14 protein-coding genes, 2 pseudogenes and 1 riboswitch are annotated in these 19,439 nt (G+C 72.6%); of the genes and pseudogenes, 9 read left to right on the top strand and 7 right to left on the bottom strand.

What is annotated here, in order from left to right; genetic code table 11:
- Positions 1 to 56 precede the first annotated feature (56 nt).
- Positions 57 to 920, top strand: coding sequence for a thioesterase family protein (locus tag VSR01_RS29175; RefSeq protein ID WP_326452049.1), 864 nt, complete (start codon positions 57 to 59; stop codon positions 918 to 920).
- A 122-nt stretch (positions 921 to 1,042) separates the two neighbouring features.
- Positions 1,043 to 2,209: a cysteine desulfurase family protein gene (locus VSR01_RS29170; protein WP_326452048.1), complete on the top strand. Its 1,167-nt coding sequence runs from the start codon at positions 1,043 to 1,045 to the stop codon at positions 2,207 to 2,209.
- A gap of 237 nt (positions 2,210 to 2,446) precedes the next feature.
- Here VSR01_RS29170 and VSR01_RS29165 read toward each other — a convergent pair whose 3' ends face one another.
- From VSR01_RS29165 to VSR01_RS29145, 5 genes are all read right to left on the bottom strand, one after another.
- Positions 2,447 to 3,499: an ABC transporter ATP-binding protein gene (locus VSR01_RS29165; protein ID WP_442785570.1), complete on the bottom strand. Its 1,053-nt coding sequence runs from the start codon at positions 3,497 to 3,499 to the stop codon at positions 2,447 to 2,449.
- Between the two features lie 17 nt (positions 3,500 to 3,516).
- Positions 3,517 to 4,560: an ABC transporter ATP-binding protein gene (locus VSR01_RS29160; protein WP_326453877.1), complete on the bottom strand. Its 1,044-nt coding sequence runs from the start codon at positions 4,558 to 4,560 to the stop codon at positions 3,517 to 3,519.
- Between the two features lie 41 nt (positions 4,561 to 4,601).
- Positions 4,602 to 5,615 carry an ABC transporter permease gene (locus VSR01_RS29155; RefSeq protein ID WP_326452047.1) on the bottom strand — a complete coding sequence of 338 codons (1,014 nt, stop codon included), beginning with the start codon at positions 5,613 to 5,615 and terminating at the stop codon, positions 4,602 to 4,604.
- 98 nt (positions 5,616 to 5,713) lie between these two features.
- Complete coding sequence (locus VSR01_RS29150; protein ID WP_326452046.1) at positions 5,714 to 7,459, bottom strand: ABC transporter substrate-binding protein; 1,746 nt, start codon at positions 7,457 to 7,459, stop codon at positions 5,714 to 5,716.
- Positions 7,460 to 7,541: 82 nt separating this feature from the next.
- Positions 7,542 to 8,540, bottom strand: a complete 999-nt coding sequence (locus VSR01_RS29145) for an ABC transporter permease (protein ID WP_326452045.1) — start codon at positions 8,538 to 8,540, stop codon at positions 7,542 to 7,544.
- Between the two features lie 311 nt (positions 8,541 to 8,851).
- Here VSR01_RS29145 and VSR01_RS29140 point away from each other — a divergent pair, with 311 nt between their 5' ends.
- Positions 8,852 to 10,378 (top strand): DUF885 family protein, encoded by a 1,527-nt coding sequence (locus VSR01_RS29140; RefSeq protein ID WP_326453876.1) that lies wholly within the window; start codon positions 8,852 to 8,854, stop codon positions 10,376 to 10,378.
- Between the two features lie 104 nt (positions 10,379 to 10,482).
- On the opposite strand, the gene VSR01_RS29135 is transcribed toward VSR01_RS29140, so the two are convergent.
- Positions 10,483 to 11,247: an enhanced serine sensitivity protein SseB C-terminal domain-containing protein gene (locus VSR01_RS29135; RefSeq protein WP_326452044.1), complete on the bottom strand. Its 765-nt coding sequence runs from the start codon at positions 11,245 to 11,247 to the stop codon at positions 10,483 to 10,485.
- A gap of 326 nt (positions 11,248 to 11,573) precedes the next feature.
- Positions 11,574 to 12,313, bottom strand: a pseudogene (locus VSR01_RS29130) (enhanced serine sensitivity protein SseB); the annotation flags it as partial.
- Positions 12,314 to 12,425: 112 nt separating this feature from the next.
- Positions 12,426 to 12,534, top strand: a riboswitch (glycine riboswitch).
- A 188-nt stretch (positions 12,535 to 12,722) separates the two neighbouring features.
- On the opposite strand from VSR01_RS29130, the gene gcvT reads away from it, so the two are divergent.
- The 6 genes and pseudogenes from gcvT to VSR01_RS29100 all read left to right on the top strand — a co-directional run bounded on the left by gcvT (position 12,723) and on the right by VSR01_RS29100 (position 19,437).
- Positions 12,723 to 13,850 carry a glycine cleavage system aminomethyltransferase GcvT gene (gcvT, locus tag VSR01_RS29125; RefSeq protein ID WP_326452043.1) on the top strand — a complete coding sequence of 376 codons (1,128 nt, stop codon included), beginning with the start codon at positions 12,723 to 12,725 and terminating at the stop codon, positions 13,848 to 13,850.
- 87 nt (positions 13,851 to 13,937) lie between these two features.
- Positions 13,938 to 14,326 (top strand): annotated as a pseudogene (gene gcvH, locus VSR01_RS29120) (glycine cleavage system protein GcvH).
- Positions 14,327 to 14,386: 60 nt separating this feature from the next.
- Positions 14,387 to 15,640 (top strand): serine hydroxymethyltransferase, encoded by a 1,254-nt coding sequence (gene glyA / locus VSR01_RS29115; protein ID WP_326452042.1) that lies wholly within the window; start codon positions 14,387 to 14,389, stop codon positions 15,638 to 15,640.
- A 217-nt stretch (positions 15,641 to 15,857) separates the two neighbouring features.
- Positions 15,858 to 17,243, top strand: a complete 1,386-nt coding sequence (locus VSR01_RS29110) for an L-serine ammonia-lyase (protein WP_326452041.1) — start codon at positions 15,858 to 15,860, stop codon at positions 17,241 to 17,243.
- 44 nt (positions 17,244 to 17,287) lie between these two features.
- Positions 17,288 to 17,875 (top strand): TetR/AcrR family transcriptional regulator, encoded by a 588-nt coding sequence (locus VSR01_RS29105; RefSeq protein ID WP_326452040.1) that lies wholly within the window; start codon positions 17,288 to 17,290, stop codon positions 17,873 to 17,875.
- A gap of 155 nt (positions 17,876 to 18,030) precedes the next feature.
- A complete protein-coding gene (locus tag VSR01_RS29100; protein ID WP_326452039.1) occupies positions 18,031 to 19,437 on the top strand; it encodes an amidase in 1,407 nt (468 codons plus the stop codon).
- Positions 19,438 to 19,439: the final 2 nt, after the last annotated feature.

Below are 19,439 nucleotides of genomic sequence, written 5' to 3'. Positions count from 1 at the left end.
AGCGTTCACCCGACAGCAGTGGACAAACAGCACCTACTGATGGGTAACCTACGGACATGGCACAGGTGGAGGCCCTCGCGGGCGGCGGGACGACGAACGAGTTCGACCGGGACACGGCGGTGACGCCCCGTCCCGGCGAGCCGGGGAGCTTCGACGCGGTGCTGTCCGCGGGCTGGACGATCATCGCGGCGGTCAACGGCGGGTATCTGCTCGCCGTGCTCGGGCGAGCGCTGCGCGAGGCCCTGCCGCACCCCGATCCGCTGACCATCACGGCGCACTATCTGACCGCGTCCCAGCCCGGCCCGGCGGTGATCAGGACGCAGACCGTGCGGGCCGGCCGGACGATGTCCACCGGGCAGGCGTCGCTCTTCCAGACCGGCGAGGACGGCCGCGAGGTCGAGCGCATACGCGTGATCGCCGGCTACGGGGACCTGGACGCGCTGCCCGACGAGGTGCGCACCTCCGCCCTGCCGCCGGCGATGCCCTCCTACGCCGACTGCGTCTCCTCCGCGGACGCGCCCGCCGGCGGTCCCGTCGAGGGCTCGACCGCCATCCTGGACCGGCTGGATCTGCGGCTGGACCCGGCCACCGCAGCCTGGGCGATCGGCATGCCCTCCGGGTCCGGGCAGATGCGCGGCTGGCTGGGCCTGGCCGACGGGCGCGACCACGACGTGATGTCCCTGCTGCTCGCGGTGGACGCGCTGCCCCCGACCGCCTTCGACCTGGGCCTGAAGGGCTGGACGCCGACCCTCGAACTCACCGTCCACCTGCGCGCCAAGCCCGCGCCCGGCCCGCTGCGGGTCTCCCTGACCACCCGCAACCTCGCCGGCGGCCTCCTGGAGGAGGACTGCGAGCTGTGGGACAGCGCCGACCGCCTGGTCGCCCAGTCCCGCCAGCTCGCCCGCGCGCCGCGGGGGTAGCGGCGCCGGCCGCCGCCGGGAGCGGGGCCGCGGCGGCCCGCGAGAAGCTGCCGGCGAGGGACGTCCGGGGGCGTCACGAGTGGTCCGGGCAGGCGTGGGGCGATCGTAGAATCGGGGGCATCATGGCCTACTTCGACCACGCCGCCACCACGCCCATGCTCCCGGAGGCGGTCCGGGCGATGACCGCGCACCTGACCTCGACCGGGAACGCCTCGTCGCTGCATGCCGCGGGGCGGCGGGCACGGCGCACCGTCGAGGAGTCCCGCGAGGAGCTCGCCGCCGCGCTCGGCGCCCGGCCCAGCGAGATCGTCTTCACCGGCGGCGGCACCGAGTCGGACAACCTCGCGGTCAAGGGGCTGTTCTGGGCCCGCCGGGACGCGGACCCGCGCCGGGTGCGGGTGCTGGCCAGCCCGGTCGAGCACCACGCGGTGCTGGACGCGGTGCACTGGCTGGCCGACCACGAGGGCGCGGTCGTGGAGTGGCTGCCGGTCGACGAGGCCGGCCGGGTGCTGCCCGACGCCCTGCGCGCGGTCATCGCGCGCGATCCCGGCGACGTCGCCCTGGTGACCGCGATGTGGGCGAACAACGAGGTCGGCACGGTCCTGCCGGTGCCGGAACTCGCCGAGGTCGCCCGGGAGTTCGAGGTGCCGCTGCACTCCGACGCGGTGCAGGCGTTCGGCCAGGTCGAGGTCGACTTCGCCGCGAGCGGGGTCGACGCGCTGACGGTCACCGGCCACAAGGTCGGCGGGCCGTACGGCGTGGGCGCGCTGGTGCTGCGCCGCGAGGACACGCCCGTGCCGCTGCTGCACGGCGGCGCCCAGGAGCGCAGCAGGTCCGGCACGCTCGACGTGCCGGCCATCGCGGCGTTCGCCACCGCGGCGACGCTCGCGGTGGAACGGCGCGAGCAGTTCGCCCGCGAGGTCGGGGCGCTGCGGGACGAGCTGGTGCGCGGCGTGCTGGCGACGGTGCCGGACGCGATTTTCAACGGGCCGCCGACCGGGCCCGGCCGGCTGCCGGGCAACGCGCACTTCACGTTTCCCGGCTGCGAGGGGGACGCGCTGCTCCTGCTGCTGGACGCGCAGGGGATCGCGTGCTCGACCGGGTCCGCGTGCACGGCGGGCGTCGCGCAGCCCAGCCACGTACTGCTGGCGATGGGGCGGCCGGCCGACCACGCGCGGGCGACGCTGCGGTTCTCGCTCGGCCACACGTCCACGGCGGACGAGGTCGCGGAGCTGCTGGCCGCGATCGGCCCCGCGGTCGCCCGCGCCCGCACCGCCGGCCTGACATAGCCGTCAGCCCGGCGCTGGGCTTCAGCCATCAGGGGCGCGGGGAACTGCGCGAGCAACCACCCACCGGGCCTGTGGTCCGGATCGGACCGATCTGCCCCTTCGGGCCGGTGACGACCTGCGGGCCGCAGATGGGTTGCTCGCGCAGTTCCCCGCGCCCCTATTGAGCTGGCGCCTGGCGCGAACGTAGCCCAGCGCCCCTGGCAACTCAACGCCCAGCGCTGAGCTGACGTACTCCCCTCAGCCCGCCGCAGGCTCCGGCGCGTTCTCGGGGTGGTGGCACGCCACCTGATGCCCCGCGGCAAGAGCGACCAGCGGCGGCTCGACCGTCTTGCACACCTCCGTCGCCTTCCAGCAGCGCGTGTGGAAGCGGCAGCCCGCGGGCGGCGCGATCGGCGACGGCACGTCGCCGTTGAGCAGGATGCGCTCGCGCTTCTGCTTCCGCTTGGGGTCCGGCACCGGCACCGCGGAGAGCAGCGCGGTGGTGTACGGGTGGAACGGCGACCCGTACAGGTCCTCGCGGTCGGCGATCTCGACCACCTTGCCGAGGTACATCACCGCGATCCGGTCCGAGACGTGCCGGATCACCGACAGGTCGTGCGCGATGATCACATAGGTCAGGCCCAGCTCGGACTGCAGGTCGTCCAGCAGGTTGACGACCTGCGCCTGGATCGAGACGTCCAGCGCCGAGACCGGCTCGTCCGCGACGACCAGCTTCGGCTTGAGCGCCAGCGCCCGCGCGATGCCGATGCGCTGCCGCTGGCCGCCGGAGAACTCGTGCGGGTAGCGGTTGTAGTGCTCCGGGCTCAGGCCCACCAGCTCCAGGAGGTTCTGCACCGCCTTCTTCACGCCCTGCTCGGTCTGCACCTTCTGCAGCCGGAAGGGCGCCCCGACGATCGTGCCGATGGTGTGCCGGGGGTTCAGCGAGGAGTACGGGTCCTGGAAGATCATCTGCACGTCGCGCCGCATCGGACGCATCGCCCCGACGCTCAGGTGCGTGATGTCCCGGCCGTCGAACTCGATCGTGCCGCCGGTCGGCTCCAGCAGCCGGGTGATCAGCCGGCCCATCGTCGACTTGCCGCAGCCGGACTCGCCGACCACGCCCAGCGTCTCGCCGGCCCCGACCTCGAAGTCGATGCCGTCGACCGCCTGGACCGCGCCGACCTGCCGGCGCAGCAGCCCCTTGGTGATCGGGAAGTGCTTGACCAGTCCGCTGACCTTCAGCAGCGTCTCCCGGTCGCGCGGCGCCGGCTGCGGGGCCGCGCCCTTGTCGAGGGAGGTTGTCTCCGCCACGGCTTCGTCCTGGCCCTTCACAGCTTCGGTTCGATCTCTTCGGTCCAGATCCGGTTGCGCTCGTCCGCGCCGAGGTGGCACGCGACGACATGGCCGGGGGCCACCTCGCGCAGCTCCGGGACGACCGTGTCGGCGGCGCCGCCGGTCAGCGCGGCGTACGGGCAGCGCGGGTGGAAGGCGCAGCCGGACGGCACGTTGATCAGGCTCGGCGGCGCGCCCTTGACCGGGTTGAGCCGGTCGGTGCGCTCGCGGTCCAGCCGCGGCATGGAGCCGAGCAGGCCCCAGGCGTAGGGGTGCTGCGGCTCGGTGAACACCTTCTCGGCGGAGCCGCGTTCGACGCACCGGCCGGCGTACATCACCAGCAGGTCGTCGGCGACCTCGGCGACCACGCCCAGGTCGTGGGTGATCATGATGACCGCGGAGCCGAACTCCTTCTGCAGGTCCCGGATCAGGTCCAGGATCTGCGCCTGCACGGTCACGTCGAGCGCGGTGGTCGGCTCGTCGGCGATCAGCAGCTCGGGGTTGTTGACCAGCGCCATCGCGATCATCGCGCGCTGCCGCATGCCGCCGGAGAACTGGTGCGGGTAGTCGTGGAACCGCTTGCGCGGCTCGGGGATGCCGACCCGGTCGAGCATCTCCATCGCGCGCTCCGCGGCGACCTTCCTGGTGACCTTGTGGTGCACCCGGTAGGCCTCGACGATCTGCGAGCCGACCTTGTAGTACGGGTGCATGGCCGACAGCGGGTCCTGGAAGATCATCGCCATCTTGCGGCCGCGCAGCCGCCGTACGTGGTCCGGGTCGGCGCCGACCAGTTCCTCGCCGTCCAGCCAGACCTCGCCGGAGATCTTCGCCCGGGAGGTGCGGTGCAGGCCCATGATGCCCAGCGAGGTGACCGACTTGCCGGAGCCGGACTCGCCGACGATGCCGAGGGTGCGCCCGCGCCGCAGGTCGAAGCTGAGCCCGTCGACGGACTTGACCAGGCCGTCGTCGGTGTCGAAGTGGATGCGCAGGTCCCGCACCGACAAGAACGCCTCGCCGCCGCTCTGCTCGGGGGCGTCCAGCGGCGCGGGGGCCGCGGTCGTCCCGTCGTTGACGTTGTTGCTCACGAGTACCTCACGCGGGGGTCGAGGGCGGCGTAGGCGAGGTCCACCAGCAGGTTGCAGACCACGACGAAGAAGGCGACCACCAGGGTGACCGCCATGACGATCGGCAGGTCGTTGTCCTGGATGCCCTGGATCGCGTAGGCGCCGATGCCCTGGAAGGAGAACACCGTCTCGGTGATGACGGCGCCGCCGACGAGCAGGCCGAAGTCCATGCCGAAGACGGTGACGATCGGCGTGAGCGCGGAGCGCAGCCCGTGCTTGGCGATCACCGTCGACTCCGGCAGGCCCTTGGCCCGCGCGGTGCGGATGTAGTCCTCGCCCATGGTCTCCAGCATGCCCGCCCGGGTGAGCCGGGCGTACAGCGCGGAGTAGAGGAAGGCGAGGGTGCACCACGGCACCAGCAGGTTCCAGGCCCAGTCGGCCGGGTTCTGGGTGAACGGCACGTAGTTCATGCCGTTGCTCCACAGCGGCCACTGCACGGTGAACAGGCTCAGCGCGAGGATGCCGGTGAAGAAGATCGGCAGCGAGACGCCGGCCAGCGCGACGCCCATGGACAGCCGGTCGAGGACCGAGCCCCGCTTGAGCGCGGAGACCACGCCGACCGCGACACCGGTGATGACCCAGATCACGGCGGCGCCGATGGCCAGCGAGAAGGTGATCGGCATCCGGGACTTCAGCTGCGGCCAGACCTCGACGTGGCTCTTGAAGGAGTAGCCGAAGCACGGCGCGTGGCACTTCACCGCGTCGGGGCCGTAGTGGTAGTTCGCGCCGGCGACCAGGCCCTTGATGTAGTGCCAGTACTGCTCGTAGAGCGGGAGGTCGAAGCCGAGGTTCTTCTTGATCGCCGCCACGGCCGCGGGGCTGGCGTCCTTCCCCACGTACTGGGCGGCCAACTGCGAGGACGTCTGTCCGCCGATCCGGGGGACGAGGAAGAAGATCGCGAACGTGATGGCGCTGACCACCAGCAGGAGCACGATCGCGGCGAAAACGCGTCGGATGAAGTATGCGAGCACGGCCGTCCGGCGGGGCGTCCGCCGGTCCGGGGAGAACCGGACCGGCGGACGCCCGAGCCTTCACCTGCCTTTCGGATGATGCGTACGGGCTGCGGCTGCTACTTCGTGGAGCCGATCAGCAGGTAGTCGTACATGCCCAGGTACGCCTCGGCGACAGTCACGTTCGTGGCGGACGGCGGACGGTAGAGCAGGTTCTTGCGGTAGATCAGCGGCACGACGGAGGCGTTCTTCATGACCATCTTGTCGATGTCGCCCCACGCCTTGGTGCGGGCCGCGGCGTCGGTGTTGGAGATCGCGTCGGCCAGCGCCTTGTTGATGGCCGGGTCGTTCAGCTCCATCAGGTTGTTGCCGCCGGACGGCTTGATCGCGCTGCCGTCGACGATCTGGTCCAGGAAGCCGTAGCCGGTCGGCCAGTCGGCGCCCCAGGCCATCATCATCAGGCCGATGTTGTGCGAGTGCACGTAGTCCGGCACGCCCGCGTAGTTGGAGAAGTACTTGCCGGCCGGGAAGGTCTTGATGTCGACGATGATGCCGACCTTCTTCAGCGCGGCCTGGATCGCGGTGGCGCCGTCGACCTCGGTCTGGCGGTCGGTGCGCGCGGTCAGCGTGGTGTGGAAGCCGTTCGGCTTGCCGCACTTGCTCAGGTACTCCTTGGCCTTGGCCACGTCACCGGCATTGTTCGGCGTCGGGTACTCGTCGAACTTGGTGTAGCCGTTGACCGACGGCGGCAGCAGCGTGCTGGCCGCGTCGCCCTTGACGGCGCCGCCCTCGGCCTCGACGACCGACTTCTTGTCCACCGCGTACTGCACGGCGATCCGGCAGTTGACGTTGTCGAACGGCGCGACGTGCAGGTTCATCGCCATGTACGACGTGGCGCCGGCGATCGCGTCGTCGGTGTTGGCCAGCCGCTTGGGGTTGCCGAGGATCTTCGACTGGCTGGAGGAGTCCACGCCGGTGCCGGCCGAGTCGACGGTGATGTTGTCGGCCAGCAGGTTGTTGTCGATGGTCTTCTGCAGGATCTTGAACTTGATGTCGTACTTGTCCGGCAGGGCGGTGCGCACCGGGTCGGTGGCCTTGCTCCACTGCGGGTTGCGGACCAGCACGGCCTCCTTGCCCTCGGCGTACGACTGGAACATGTACGGGCCGGTGGACTGGATGTGCTGGACGTAGGTGGAGCCGGTGTCCTTCGACTGCTGGACCGGCGAGGTCTGCGAGAACGTCGCCAGGTAGTCGAAGTCGGCGAACGGCCGGTTCAGGTGGAAGACGATGGTCTGCGGGTCGGGCGTCTCGATGGAGGCCAGGCCGTTCGCGGACTTGTCCTTGTACGGGCCCTGGTACTTGTCGCCGCCCTGGAGGTACGCGGCGAAGTACTTCGGGCCGTTGGACATCACGTCGGGCGCGAAGTTGCTGCGCTCGATGGCGTACTTGACGTCCTTGGAGGTGACCGGGGAGCCGTCCTGGAACTTCACGCCGGTGCGCAGGTGGTACGTCCAGGTCTTGGCGTCGGCGCTGGGAGTGCCCAGGCCCGTCGCCAGGTCCGGGACCACGGTGAGGCCGTCCTTGCCGGGAGCCGGCTTGAAGGTCAGCAGGGTGCGCGCGTACAGGCGGGAGAAGTTCTGCACCCAGCCGTAGTACGTGTTGCCCGGGTCGAGGGAGTCCGGGACGTCGGAGTCCTCGAGGGTGACCGTCCCGCCCTTCTTGTCGGACTTGTTGACGATCTGCGTGAGCGCGTCGTCCTTCTTGCCCGACCCGCCCGAGCTGCTCTTGGAGCCGCCGCAGGCCGAAGCCCCCAGGGCCATGGCGGTGACAAGCGCCAGCGCGGCTGTCGCTTTTCTGGTGTTCATACCGAAGATTGCTCCCTGTTCCTTGGGGTGTCCTTGAGTTGCCCCGGGTGGTGGGCGGGTGCCCTGGGGTCCGCCGGTGAGGTCACTTGCTGCGCGGATCGAGCGCGTCGCGCAGCCCGTCGCCGAGGAGGTTGAAGGCCAGCACGGTGATGAAGATCGCCAGGCCGGGCACGAACATGAACTGCGGGTCGGACTGGTAGACGTCCACCGCCTGCGTGAGCATGCCGCCCCAGGACGCCTGCGGCGGCGCGATGCCCACGCCGAGGAAGCTCAGCGCGGCCTCGAAGAGGATGTTGGTGGGGATCAGCAGGGTCGAGTAGACCAGGATCGGCGCCACCAGGTTGGGCAGCAGCTCGCGGAAGAGGATGAACGGTCCGCGCGCGCCCAGGCTCCGGGCCGCCTCCACGAACTCGCGCTCGCGCAGGCTGAGAGTCTGGCCGCGGATGATGCGGCCCATGTACGGCCAGTTGAAGAAGCCGATCACGAAGATCAGCACCGAGATCCGCAGCGGCAGGCCGTTCAGACCGAAGGCGCCGTCCTGCAGGGAGGCGGAGATCGAGATCGCGAACAGCAGCAGCGGGAAGGCCAGGAAGGTGTCCATCAGGCGGCTGATAACGCTGTCGACCCAGCCGCCGTAGTACCCCGCGACGATGCCCATGACCGTGCCGATCACCACCGACAGCAGCGTGGCGCCGGTGGCCACCAGCATCGAGATCCAGGAGCCCTCGATGATCCGGGCCAGGATGTCGCGGCCGAACTTCGGGTCCACGCCCAGCGGGTGCGCCCAGCTCATGCCGCCCCAGCCGCTCTTGGGCGACAGCAGTTCGGGGTCGATGAGGTCCTGGTGGAACTGGTTCGGGTCGAGGCCGAAGACCGACTCGATGGGCTTGGCCAGGATGGCCAGGATCACCAGGAGGATCACGACCACACCACCGGCCATGGCGGCCTTGTCGCGTTTCAGTCGCGTCCAGGCGATGCGACCGAGGGAGCGGCCCTCGATCGTCTTCCGCCCCGCCCCGCTGAGGATGGCCTCGGGTGGTGGCCCTGCCTGCCCAGGGGTGGTCTCCATCGGTGCGGTCATGGTGCAGCTGACCCCTCTCGCCGGCGGGTAGCCGACGCACGCCCGCCGCTGTAGCGGCCCCACTCATCACTCATCGGATGTGGGTGGTGCGGATGCCACAACCGGCGGTGCGGTTGTTGTGGTTGATACGGAAGGCACGTGCGCGGACGTGCCTCAGCCCCCTGCCGCTGGATTCTTGTGTGCCGTCGCGATCACCCGCCAGACCTGACGGAGAAGGGATGCGCAACTGTGATGTGTCGCTTCTTCGACCGTTACCCGAGCGCGCGACACCGCTATCCGCACACACGGCGGGGTACGGTCGGGTGGTGGAGATGCGGCTCAGCGCGGTGTTCGACCTGATGATGCCCCAGGCGCGGGAGATGTCCGGCCTGCACGAGTACGACGGCCGGGTGCAGGACCTCTCCCCCGGCGGGGTGCGCGCCGCGCTCGCCGCCCTCGACCGCGCCCGGGATGCGGACGGCCCGCTGGACGACCCGCACGACGAGGCGCACCTGCGGGTGTTCGAGGAGTCGGTGCGCGTCCAGTACGGCGAACTCGAACTGCACCGGCGCGACCCGTATCCGCACCTGTCCAATCTCGAACTCGCCTGTTACGACCGGGAGTACGCGCCCGCCCGGGAGCGCGCGCGGGCCCGCGCCAGGCATCTGGAGCAGTGGCCGGAGGCGGTGGAGGGCTCGCTGCGCTCGCTGGACGCGGTGCCCGCGCCGGTCGCGCAGGCGCTGCTGGGCGCGGCGCACGGGCTCGCCGCGGGCCTGGACGCCGAGCGCGGCGGCACCGAGGCCGCGGCGCTGCGGGCGCACGCCGCGCTGGTGGCGCACCTGGAGCGGGCGGCCCGCGAGGGCGACCCGGACCCGCGGCTGGGCGGCCCGGCGCTGGCCGCGCTGATGGGCGCGCAGGAGGGACTGCGGGTGGACCTGGACGCGCTGGCGCGGCAGGCGGAGCGCGAGCGGGCCCGGCTGACCGAGCTGCTCACCGACTCCTGCCGGGCGCTGGACCCGCACCGCACTCCGGACGAGCTGATCCCGGAGCTGCTCGCCGACCACCCGGACGCCGACGGGGTGATCGCGGAGGCCGCGCGGCTGACCGACGAGGTGGTGGACTTCACCCGGGACCGGGGGCTCGTGCCGTATGTGGACGGCGAGTGCCTGGTGGGTCCGGCGCCGCCGTCGCGCCGCTGGTCGATGGCGATGATGAACTGGGCGGCGCCGGCCGAGGCGGACGCCCCGTCCTGGTACCACGTGACGCCGCCGGAGCCGGACTGGCCGGCGCGGGAGCAGGAGGAGTGGCTGACCGTCTTCAGCCGCACCAGCCTGCCGTCGATCACCGTGCACGAGGTGGCGCCGGGGCACTTCGCGCACGGCCGGGCGCTGCGCCGGGCCGCGGGCCGGGTGCGCCGGGAGCTGCACAGCCTGTCCTTCGCCGAGGGCTGGGCGCACTACGTGGAGGAGGTCTGCCTCGACGAGGGCTTCCGGGCCCGCGACCCGCGCTTCGCGATCGGCGTCGCGCTGGAGGCGCTGGTCCGGGTGACCCGGCTGACCTGCGCGATCGGCCTGCACACCGGGGGGATGGACCTGGAGGAGGCGACGCGGCTGTTCATGCGCGACGCCCACCTGGCGCGGGCCGGCGCCGCCTCCGAGGCGCGCCGCGGCACCTTCGACGCCGGCTACGGCCGCTACACCTGGGGCAAGCTGGAGATCCTCCGGCTGCGCGAGAAGGCGCGCCGGGCGTGGGGCGCGGACTTCGGGCTGCCCCGGTTCCACGCGGCGCTGCTCGCGCTGGGCAGCCCGCCGCTGGGCCTGATCGACGCGGCACTCACCCGGCCGCCCGGGCGCGGGTAGCGGGGTCGCCCGGGGGCGCGCGGGGCGGGCGCGGCCCCGGGCCGAGGGCTTACGCGGACGGGTGAGCGTACCGGCGCCGGAAGGCCTGCGGGCGCGGCCCGCTGCTACGGCCGGCCCCAGGCGGCCCGGCGGGCGTAGGCGTCGCGGTCGAAGAAGGCGGCGGCGTTGCTGCGCATCCACAGCGCGACCGGGTCGTACGCGTCGGCCATCGCGACCGTGGAGACCGCCACCCCGTCGGGCACCCCGGCGACCGCCTGCCGCATCATCTGCCGCACCGACTCCACGGCCTGCGGCGCGCCGTCGTAGACCTCCACGCCGATGGCCAGGTACGGCTCGCCGAGGGCCGGCTGCACCCAGGCGCGGCGCAGCGAGCGCACCGCCGGGGTGTTCTGGGCGGCCTGGGCGAGCAGCGCGTCGAACTGCGGGAGCTGCAGCGAGGGTTCGCCGATCTGCAGCGGCCCCGCGGGCAGCAGGTCCAGGCCGACCGCGATCCGCCGCAGGTCCGCCCAGGGCACGCCGACGCCGCCGCCGGACGCGTGCGGGTTGAGCCACAGACCGCAGCGGTCGGGGTAGAGGGTCAGCGCGATGTCCCGCCCGGAGACCACCTCGTGCTCGCGGGTCCAGCCGCTGGCCGCAAGCTCGCGCGGCGAGGTCGCGCAGGGCGCGTACGGGTGCCCGCCGACCTGCATGCTGCCGTACTGGGCGTCGGGCGAACCGGGCGAGCCCTGCCACAGCAGCATCCACACCTGGCCCTCGGCGAGCGACGCGAGCAGGTCCTCGTATGCGTCGAACCGGCCGGGCGCCACCTGGAGCAGGGTCTGCTCCACCTGGCCGGCCGCCGCCGCACCGCCTTGCGCGCCCGCGATCACCTGGGACCGCCCTTTCCGTTCGTCCGCCGATTCCGCTTCGCCGTCGTGCCGGGGCCCCGGGCCGCTCCCGAGGTTCCTCCCGGCGCCATCAAATCAGGTCGAGTGTTCCCGGCGGAACGCGTCCCGACGCGAGCCGCACCACAGCGGCGTGCGGGTCCGGCCCGCGCGCCGGGGGCGCCGCACGCGCGCCGCGCCCCACCGCACACCCAAGCCGCACCGTCTATAGGCCGCGTAAACGGCACGTATACGCGCCGCCGCGCGGGGCCGCCCCGCCGGGCCGGGCCGCCTCGCGGGGCGGAGCACGCGCCGGCCTGCCGCCGGCTGCAGTCGCGGGCGTAGAACGGCCGGACCGTCTCCAGCATCCAGTCGCCCACCGGGTCCTGCGCGACGTCCAGCAGGATCAGGTGGACCTCCCAGTGCAGCGGCTGCGCGCCCAGCGCCCGGCTGATCGCGTCCATCGCCGCCGCCCGGTCCTCCTCCTGCCAGCGGTCCAGCTCGACGCCGACGAACAGCGCCGGCGGCTCGTCCTCGACCGAGGCCAGCGTGCGGCGGGCGGTGAGCACCACCGGGGTCACCGCGAACTCCGCCGCTGCCGCCGCCAGGAACTCCACCGGCTCGTCCTCGTGGTCCGGCTCCCACAGCAGCACCCGCGCGCCGGGGGCGGGCGTCCCGGTGCCCGGGTCGGCCCGGCACAGCTCGGCGACCGCCGCGGGCGGCAGCGGCACGCCGACCGCGCCGCCGGGGTTCACCGCGATGCCGACCGCCGGGGGCAGCCCGCGGGCGAACTCGTGCACCGGCGCGACCGTGCAGGACATGCCCTCGGCGGCCTGCCGGAACTGCTGCTCGGAGCTGAAGACCGGCACGTAGGGCGCGCCGCCCAACTCCATGGTGGGCAGGTCGAAGCCGGGGGCGCCGCCGCCGTTGGGCAGCGGTACCCACACCCGGGAACGGCCGAGGACCTCCATCAGCCGGGGCCGGCCGACGGGTTGCCGACGCTCGCCGACAGCACTTCCTCCAGCTCGTTCGCCGGCCATGAGTACGGTATGTACGGTGCCGGATTCTCCATGTCCACCCTTGTCCGCCCATGTGCCGCCGTTGCCCGGGAAACCCTAGCCGCTCGTGCGGCGGTACGGGCCGGGCATGCAATGATGGGCGGCACAACACGCATACCGGCCGTTGGAGGCCGCGCGGGAGAGTTCCGGTTCCGTCCCCCCAGGGGAGGGCGCCGGGCGCCGAAGGAGCAAGTCCTCCCTTGAATCTCTCAGGCACAGATACCGCGCGGGCGAGGCAGATCTGAAAAGCGGAGGGATCCCGGCCCGGCGGCCGCGGCCCCTCCCACCCACGGTGCAAGCCGGACCCCTGGCGGGGTCACGGTGAACCTCTCAGGTTCCGATGACAGATGGGGAGGCCGCTTCGGCCTCGTACCCGTACCGTCCGCGACACCCGGACCGTCCTCACCTGGGAGCCCGTTTCCGATGAGCGCACCCCCGAGCCAGCCCCGCCGCACCGCACTCGACGCGGTGCACCGCGCCCTCGGCGCGACCATGACCGACTTCGCCGGCTGGGACATGCCGCTGCGCTACGCCAGCGAGCGCGAGGAGCACCAGGCGGTACGCACCCGCGCCGGCCTGTTCGACCTGTCCCACATGGGCGAGATCGCGGTGACCGGCCCGCAGGCCGGCGAGCTGCTGGACCACGCGCTGGTCGGCCACCTGTCGGCGCTCGCGGTCGGCCGGGCCCGGTACACGATGATCTGCGCGCCGGACGGCGGCATCCTGGACGACCTGATCGTCTACCGGCTGGCCGAGCGGGAGTTCCTGGTCGTCGCCAACGCCTCCAACGCGCAGACCGTGCTGGACGCGCTGGCCGAGCGGGCGGCGGGCTTCGACGCGGCGGTGCGCGACGACCGGGACGCGTACGCGCTGCTGGCCGTGCAGGGCCCGCAGTCCCCGGCGATCCTGGCCTCGCTGACCGACGCCGACCTGGACGGCCTGAAGTACTACGCGGGCCTGCCCGGCACGGTCGCCGGGGTGGACGCGCTGATCGCCCGCACCGGCTACACCGGTGAGGACGGCTTCGAGCTGTTCGTCTCCCCCGCCGACGCCGAGCGGCTGTGGCAGGCGCTCACCGAGGCGGGCGCCCCGGCCGGGCTCGTGCCGTGCGGGCTGTCCTGCCGCGACACGCTGCGCCTGGAGGCCGGCATGCCGCTGTACGGCCACGAGCTGACCACCGCGCTGACGCCGTTCGACGCCGGGCTCGGCCGGGTGGTGAAGTTCGACAAGCCCGGCGACTTCGTGGGCCGGGAGGCGCTCGCCACGGCGGCGGAGAAGGCCGCCGCGCAGCCGCCCCGGGTGCTGGTCGGGCTGGTCGCCCAGGGCCGCCGGGTGCCGCGGGCCGGCTACCCGGTCACCGACGGCACCGGCCGGGTCATCGGCGAGGTGACCTCCGGCGCTCCCTCCCCCACCCTCGGCGTGCCGATCGCGATGGCCTATGTGGACCCGTCGCACGCGGCGCCCGGCACGGCCGGCGTCGCGGTGGACATCCGCGGCACGCAGGAGCCGTACGACGTGGTGGCGCTGCCGTTCTACCGGCGCGAGCGCTGAGCGCCCCGGGGCGCCGGCCGGCCGCACGCGCCGGCCGCCCGCCTTTCGTTCCGCACCCTTCCTCTGATCATCCGGGAGAATTCCGTCATGAGCATCAATCCTGAGCAGCTGCGTTACAGCAAGGAGCACGAGTGGGTCTCGGAGCCCGCGGACGGCGTGCGCACCGTGGGCATCACCTCGCACGCCGCCGACGCGCTCGGCGACGTGGTCTTCGTCCAGCTCCCCGAGGTGGGGGCGACGGTGACGGCCGGCGAGACCTGCGGCGAGCTGGAGTCCACCAAGTCGGTCAGCGACCTGTTCTCTCCGGTGTCCGGTGAGGTCACCGAGGTCAACCAGGACGTCTCCGACGACCCGTCCCTGGTCAACTCGGCGCCGTTCGAGGGCGGCTGGCTGTTCAAGGTGCGGACGGCCGAGGGGCCGGCGAGGACGCCGAGCTGCTGTCGTCCGCCGAGTACGACGCCTTCGTCGCGGGCTGAGCCGCGGTCCGAGCCAGACCCGAGGATGCCGAGGACGCCGACGATGAGGAGACGCCGCAGATGTCCCTGCTGAACCAGTCCCTGCACGAGTTCGACCCCGACGTCGCCGCCGCGGTCGACGCCGAGCTGCACCGCCAGCAGTCCACGCTGGAGATGATCGCGTCGGAGAACTTCGCTCCGGCCGCCGTCCTCCAGGCCCAGGGCTCGGTGCTGACCAACAAGTACGCCGAGGGCTACCCCGGGCGCCGCTACTACGGCGGCTGCGAGCACGTCGACGTGATCGAGCAGCTGGCGATCGACCGGGTCAAGGAGCTGTTCGGCGCCGAGGCGGCGAACGTCCAGCCGCACTCGGGCGCCCAGGCCAACGCGGCGGCGATGTTCGCCCTGCTCAAGCCCGGCGACACCATCCTGGGTCTGGACCTGGCGCACGGCGGCCACCTGACCCACGGCATGAAGATCAACTTCTCCGGCAAGCTCTACGACGTGGTCGCCTACCACGTGGACGGCGCGACCGGCCTGGTCGACATGGACGAGGTCGAGCGGCTGGCCAAGGAGCACCGGCCCAAGCTGGTCATCGCCGGCTGGTCGGCGTACCCGCGGCAGCTGGACTTCGAGCGGTTCCGGCGGATCGCCGACGAGGTCGGCGCGTATCTGATGGTCGACATGGCGCACTTCGCCGGGCTGGTCGCGGCCGGGCTGCACCCCTCGCCGGTGCCGTACGCGGACGTGGTGACGACCACCACCCACAAGACGCTGGGCGGTCCGCGCGGCGGGGTGATCCTGTCCCGCGCCGAGCTGGCCAAGAAGATCAACTCGGCGGTCTTCCCCGGCCAGCAGGGCGGTCCGCTGGAGCACGTGATCGCCGCGAAGGCGGTGGCGTTCAAGGCCGCGGCGACCGAGGAGTTCAAGGACCGGCAGCGGCGTACGCTGGAGGGCGCGAAGATCCTCGCGGAGCGGCTGGCCGCGCCGGACCTCGCGGGGGCGGGCGTCGCGGTGCTGTCCGGCGGCACGGACGTCCACCTGGTCCTGGTCGACCTGCGGGAGTCCGCGCTGGACGGGCAGCAGGCGGAGGACCGGCTGCACGAGGTCGGCATCACCGTCAACCGCAACGCGGTGCCGAACGACCCCCGGCCGCCGATGGTCACCTCGGGCCTGCGGATCGGGACGCCGGCGCTGGCGACGCGCGGGTTCACCGCGGAGGACTTTTGCGAGGTGGCCGACGTGATCGCGGCCGCGCTGCTGCCGGAGTACGACGCGGCGGCGCTGCGGGCGCGGGTCACGGCCCTGACGCTCAAGCACCCGCTCTACGCGTAGCCGGGCGCCGCCCCGCGTGACCGCGCGCCCGGCCGCCGGTCGGCCGGGCGCGCCCCGGGGGCGCTTCCCGGGCGCGCGTCGAGCGCGGCCTCCACCGGTGAGCGCGTCCCCGAGCGCGGCCTCCACCGGTGAGCGCGTCCCCCGAGCCCGGCCTCCACCCGTCAGCGCGTCCCCCGAGCGTGACCTTTCACCCGCAACCCCCTGTCCCGGAGGGACCATGGCAATCTCGGTCTTCGACCTGTTCTCCGTGGGCATCGGCCCGTCCAGCTCGCACACCGTGGGGCCGATGCGCGCGGCCTCGATCTTCGTGCACCGGCTGAAGAACGACGCGCTGCTCGCCGACACCGCGTCGGTGCGCGCCGAGCTGTTCGGGTCGCTGGGCGCGACGGGCCACGGCCACGGCACCCCGAAGGCGGTCCTGCTCGGGCTGTCCGGGCACTCCCCGCGGACCGTGGACGTGGACACCGCGGACGAGGAGGCCGCGCGGATCGTCGCCGACAAGCGGCTGAGCCTGCTCGGCGCGCACGAGATCGCGTTCGACGCCGACCGGGACCTGGTGCTGCACCGGCGGCGTTCGCTGCCGTACCACGCGAACGGCATGACGCTCGCGGCCTACGACGCGTCCGGCGCCGAGCTGCTGGCGAAGACGTACTACTCGGTCGGCGGCGGCTTCGTGGTGGACGAGGACGCGGTCGGCGAGGACCGGATCAAGCTGGACGACACGGTGCTGCGGCACCCGTTCCGCACCGGCGACGAGCTGCTGCGGCTGTCCCGGGAGACCGGGCTGTCGATCTCCGCGCTGATGATGGAGAACGAGAAGGCCTGGCGCAGCGAGGCCGACATCCGGGCCGGGCTGCTGGAGATCTGGCGGGTGATGGAGGCGTGCGTGCGGCGCGGGATGTCGCGCGAGGGCATCCTGCCGGGCGGCCTGAAGGTGCGGCGGCGCGCGGCGCAGTCGGCGCGGCAGCTGCGCGCGGAGGGCGATCCGGCGCGCCACGCGATGGAGTGGGTCACCCTCTACGCGATGGCGGTGAACGAGGAGAACGCCGCGGGCGGCCGGGTGGTGACCGCGCCCACCAACGGCGCGGCCGGCATCATCCCGGCGGTCCTGCACTACTACCTGAACTTCGTGGCGCCCAAGGGCGGCCCGGCGCAGGAGCAGGAGGACGCGATCGTCCGCTTCCTGCTGGCGGCGGGCGCGATCGGCATGCTCTTCAAGGAGAACGCCTCGATCTCCGGCGCCGAGGTCGGCTGCCAGGGCGAGGTCGGCTCGGCCTGCTCGATGGCGGCCGGCGGCCTCGCGGAGATCCTTGGCGGCGCCCCCGAGCAGGTCGAGAACGCCGCGGAGATCGGCATGGAGCACAACCTCGGCCTGACCTGCGACCCCGTCGGCGGCCTGGTCCAGATCCCCTGCATCGAGCGCAACGGCATGGCCGCGGTGAAGGCGGTCACCGCGGCCCGCATGGCGATGCGCGGCGACGGCCGCCACCACGTCTCCCTCGACAAGGTCATCAAGACGATGAAGGAGACGGGCGCGGACATGAAGATCAAGTACAAGGAGACCGCGCGGGGCGGCCTCGCGGTGAACGTCATCGAGTGCTGACCGGTTCCTAGACGACCGGTCTAATCCGGTGGTACGGTCGGCGTATGCCAGTCACCAGGGTCGACACGCGCCAGAGCCTCCTGGAGGCCGCGCGGCGGATCGTGGCCGTGAAGGGGTACGCCGCCGTCGGCATCAACGAGGTCCTCGCCGCGGCCGGCGTGCCCAAGGGGTCCTTCTACCACTACTTCGCCTCCAAGGACGCCTTCGGCGAGGCGATGATGACGAGCTACTTCGACGACTACCTGGCGGCCATGGACGGCATCGCCGCCGACAGGGACAGGAGCTCCGCGGAGCACCTGATGAGCTACTGGCAGAGGTTCTACGACCTCCAGGCCGCGGACGACTGCCAGGGCGGCTGCCTGGTCGTCAAGCTCGGCGCGGAGGTCGCCGACCTCTCCGAGGCGATGCGGGCGGCGACGAAGGCCGGGACCGCCGCGATCGTCGACCGCCTGGAGCGGATGATCGCCGACGGCGTCGCGGACGGGTCCGTGACCGTCGACGAGAGCCCCCGCGCCACGGCCGAGGCCCTCTACGACGTGTGGCTCGGGGCGAGCACGATGGCGAAGATCCACCGCAGCGCCCGCCACCTCGACCGCGCCATGGCGGTCACCCGCCGGGTCCTCGGCGCCTGACGCCCCCCTTTCCGCCGGCGACCGCCCACACCTGACCCTCACCCTCCCCCGCCCCCCGACCGCCCGCACCTGAACCTCTCCCCCGCCCCCGACGCACCGGTCCGGGGACAGCGGACCCCGTTTCTAGTAGACCGGTCTACAAACAGGAGTCCCTCATGACCGCCGACCTCGTCCACCGCGACGCGACCGAACTCGCCGAGCTGATCCGCACCCGGGAGGTCTCCTCCGTCGAGGTGGTGCGCGCGCACCTCGACCGGATCGAGGCCACCGATCCCCGCGTCAACGCCGTCGTCACGCTCGCCGGCGGCGCCCTGGAGGCCGCGCGGGCCGCGGACGCGGCGCTGGCGGCCGGCGAGGAGGTCGGGCCGCTGCACGGCGTGCCGTTCACGGCCAAGGACTCGTTCGACACCGCCGGGGTGCTGACCCAGCGCGGTTCCCCGATCTTCGCCGGCCGCGTCCCGGACACCGACGCCACCAGCGTGGCCCGGCTGAAGCGGGCCGGCGCGATCCTGCTCGCGAAGACCAACCTGCCGGAGTTCTCGTACTCGACCGAGTCCGACAACCTGTTGACCGGCAGGACGAACAACCCCTGGAACCTCGACCGGACCCCCGGCGGTTCCAGCGGCGGCGAGTCGGCGGCGATCGCGGCCGGCATGTCGCCGCTCGGGCTCGGCAGCGACCTGGCCATCTCGGTGCGCGGACCAGCCGCCCACACCGGCATCGCCGCCCTCAAGCCGACGCACGGACGGATCCCGATGACCGGGGTCTGGCCGCGGGCGCCGCGCCGCGACTGGCACGTCGGTCCGATGGCCCGCACCGTCCGCGATCTCGCGCTGGCGTACGCGCTGCTGTCCGGACCGGACGGCGCCGACGGTCTCGCCAGCGTTCCGCGCACCTTCGACGCGGGCCTGGGCGCGTCGCCGGACCGGCCGGTCCGCGTCGGGTGGCTGACCGACTCGGGACTCGGCCCGATCGACCCGGAGGTCGCCGCGACCGTGCGGAGTGCCGCGGAAGCGCTGCACGGCGCGGGCGTCGTGGTCGAGGCGGCGGACATCCCGGCGCTGGAGCGGGACAACCCGCTCGACCTCTTCTACCGGCAGCACGTCATGGAGGTGAAGCCGGCCTTCCGGGAGGTGACCGCGGGTCAGGAGGATCGGATGGGCAGGATCTCGACGCACATGCTCGCGAGCCCCGACACGTCCGTCCACGACTACGTCCAGGCCGAGCAGGGCGTCGAGCGTCTGCGGGACGCGTTCGCCGCCTACTTCCGGCGGTACGACGCCCTCCTGCTCCCGGTCCTGCCCGTCCCCGCGCACCCGCACGGGGTCTCCCGGCTCACCGTGGACGGCCGGACGGTGCCGGCCGCCCACATCCAGACGGCGACCGTGCCGTTCAACCTGACCGGGCTGCCGGCGCTGTCCCTGCGGTTCGGCACCAGCGGCGAGGGCCTGCCGATCGGCGTGCAGCTGGTGGCCGGCTGGCACTGCGAGTCGACGATCCTGTACGTCGCCGCGCTGCTGGAGTCGCTCAGCCCGGTCCGCGACCGGCACCCCGCGCTCTGACC

The organism is Actinacidiphila sp. DG2A-62, assembly GCF_035825295.1.
Lineage (GTDB): Bacteria > Actinomycetota > Actinomycetes > Streptomycetales > Streptomycetaceae > Actinacidiphila.
Note: the sequence above shows the minus strand (reverse complement) of the source record. Positions and strands in the feature narration are given on the sequence as shown.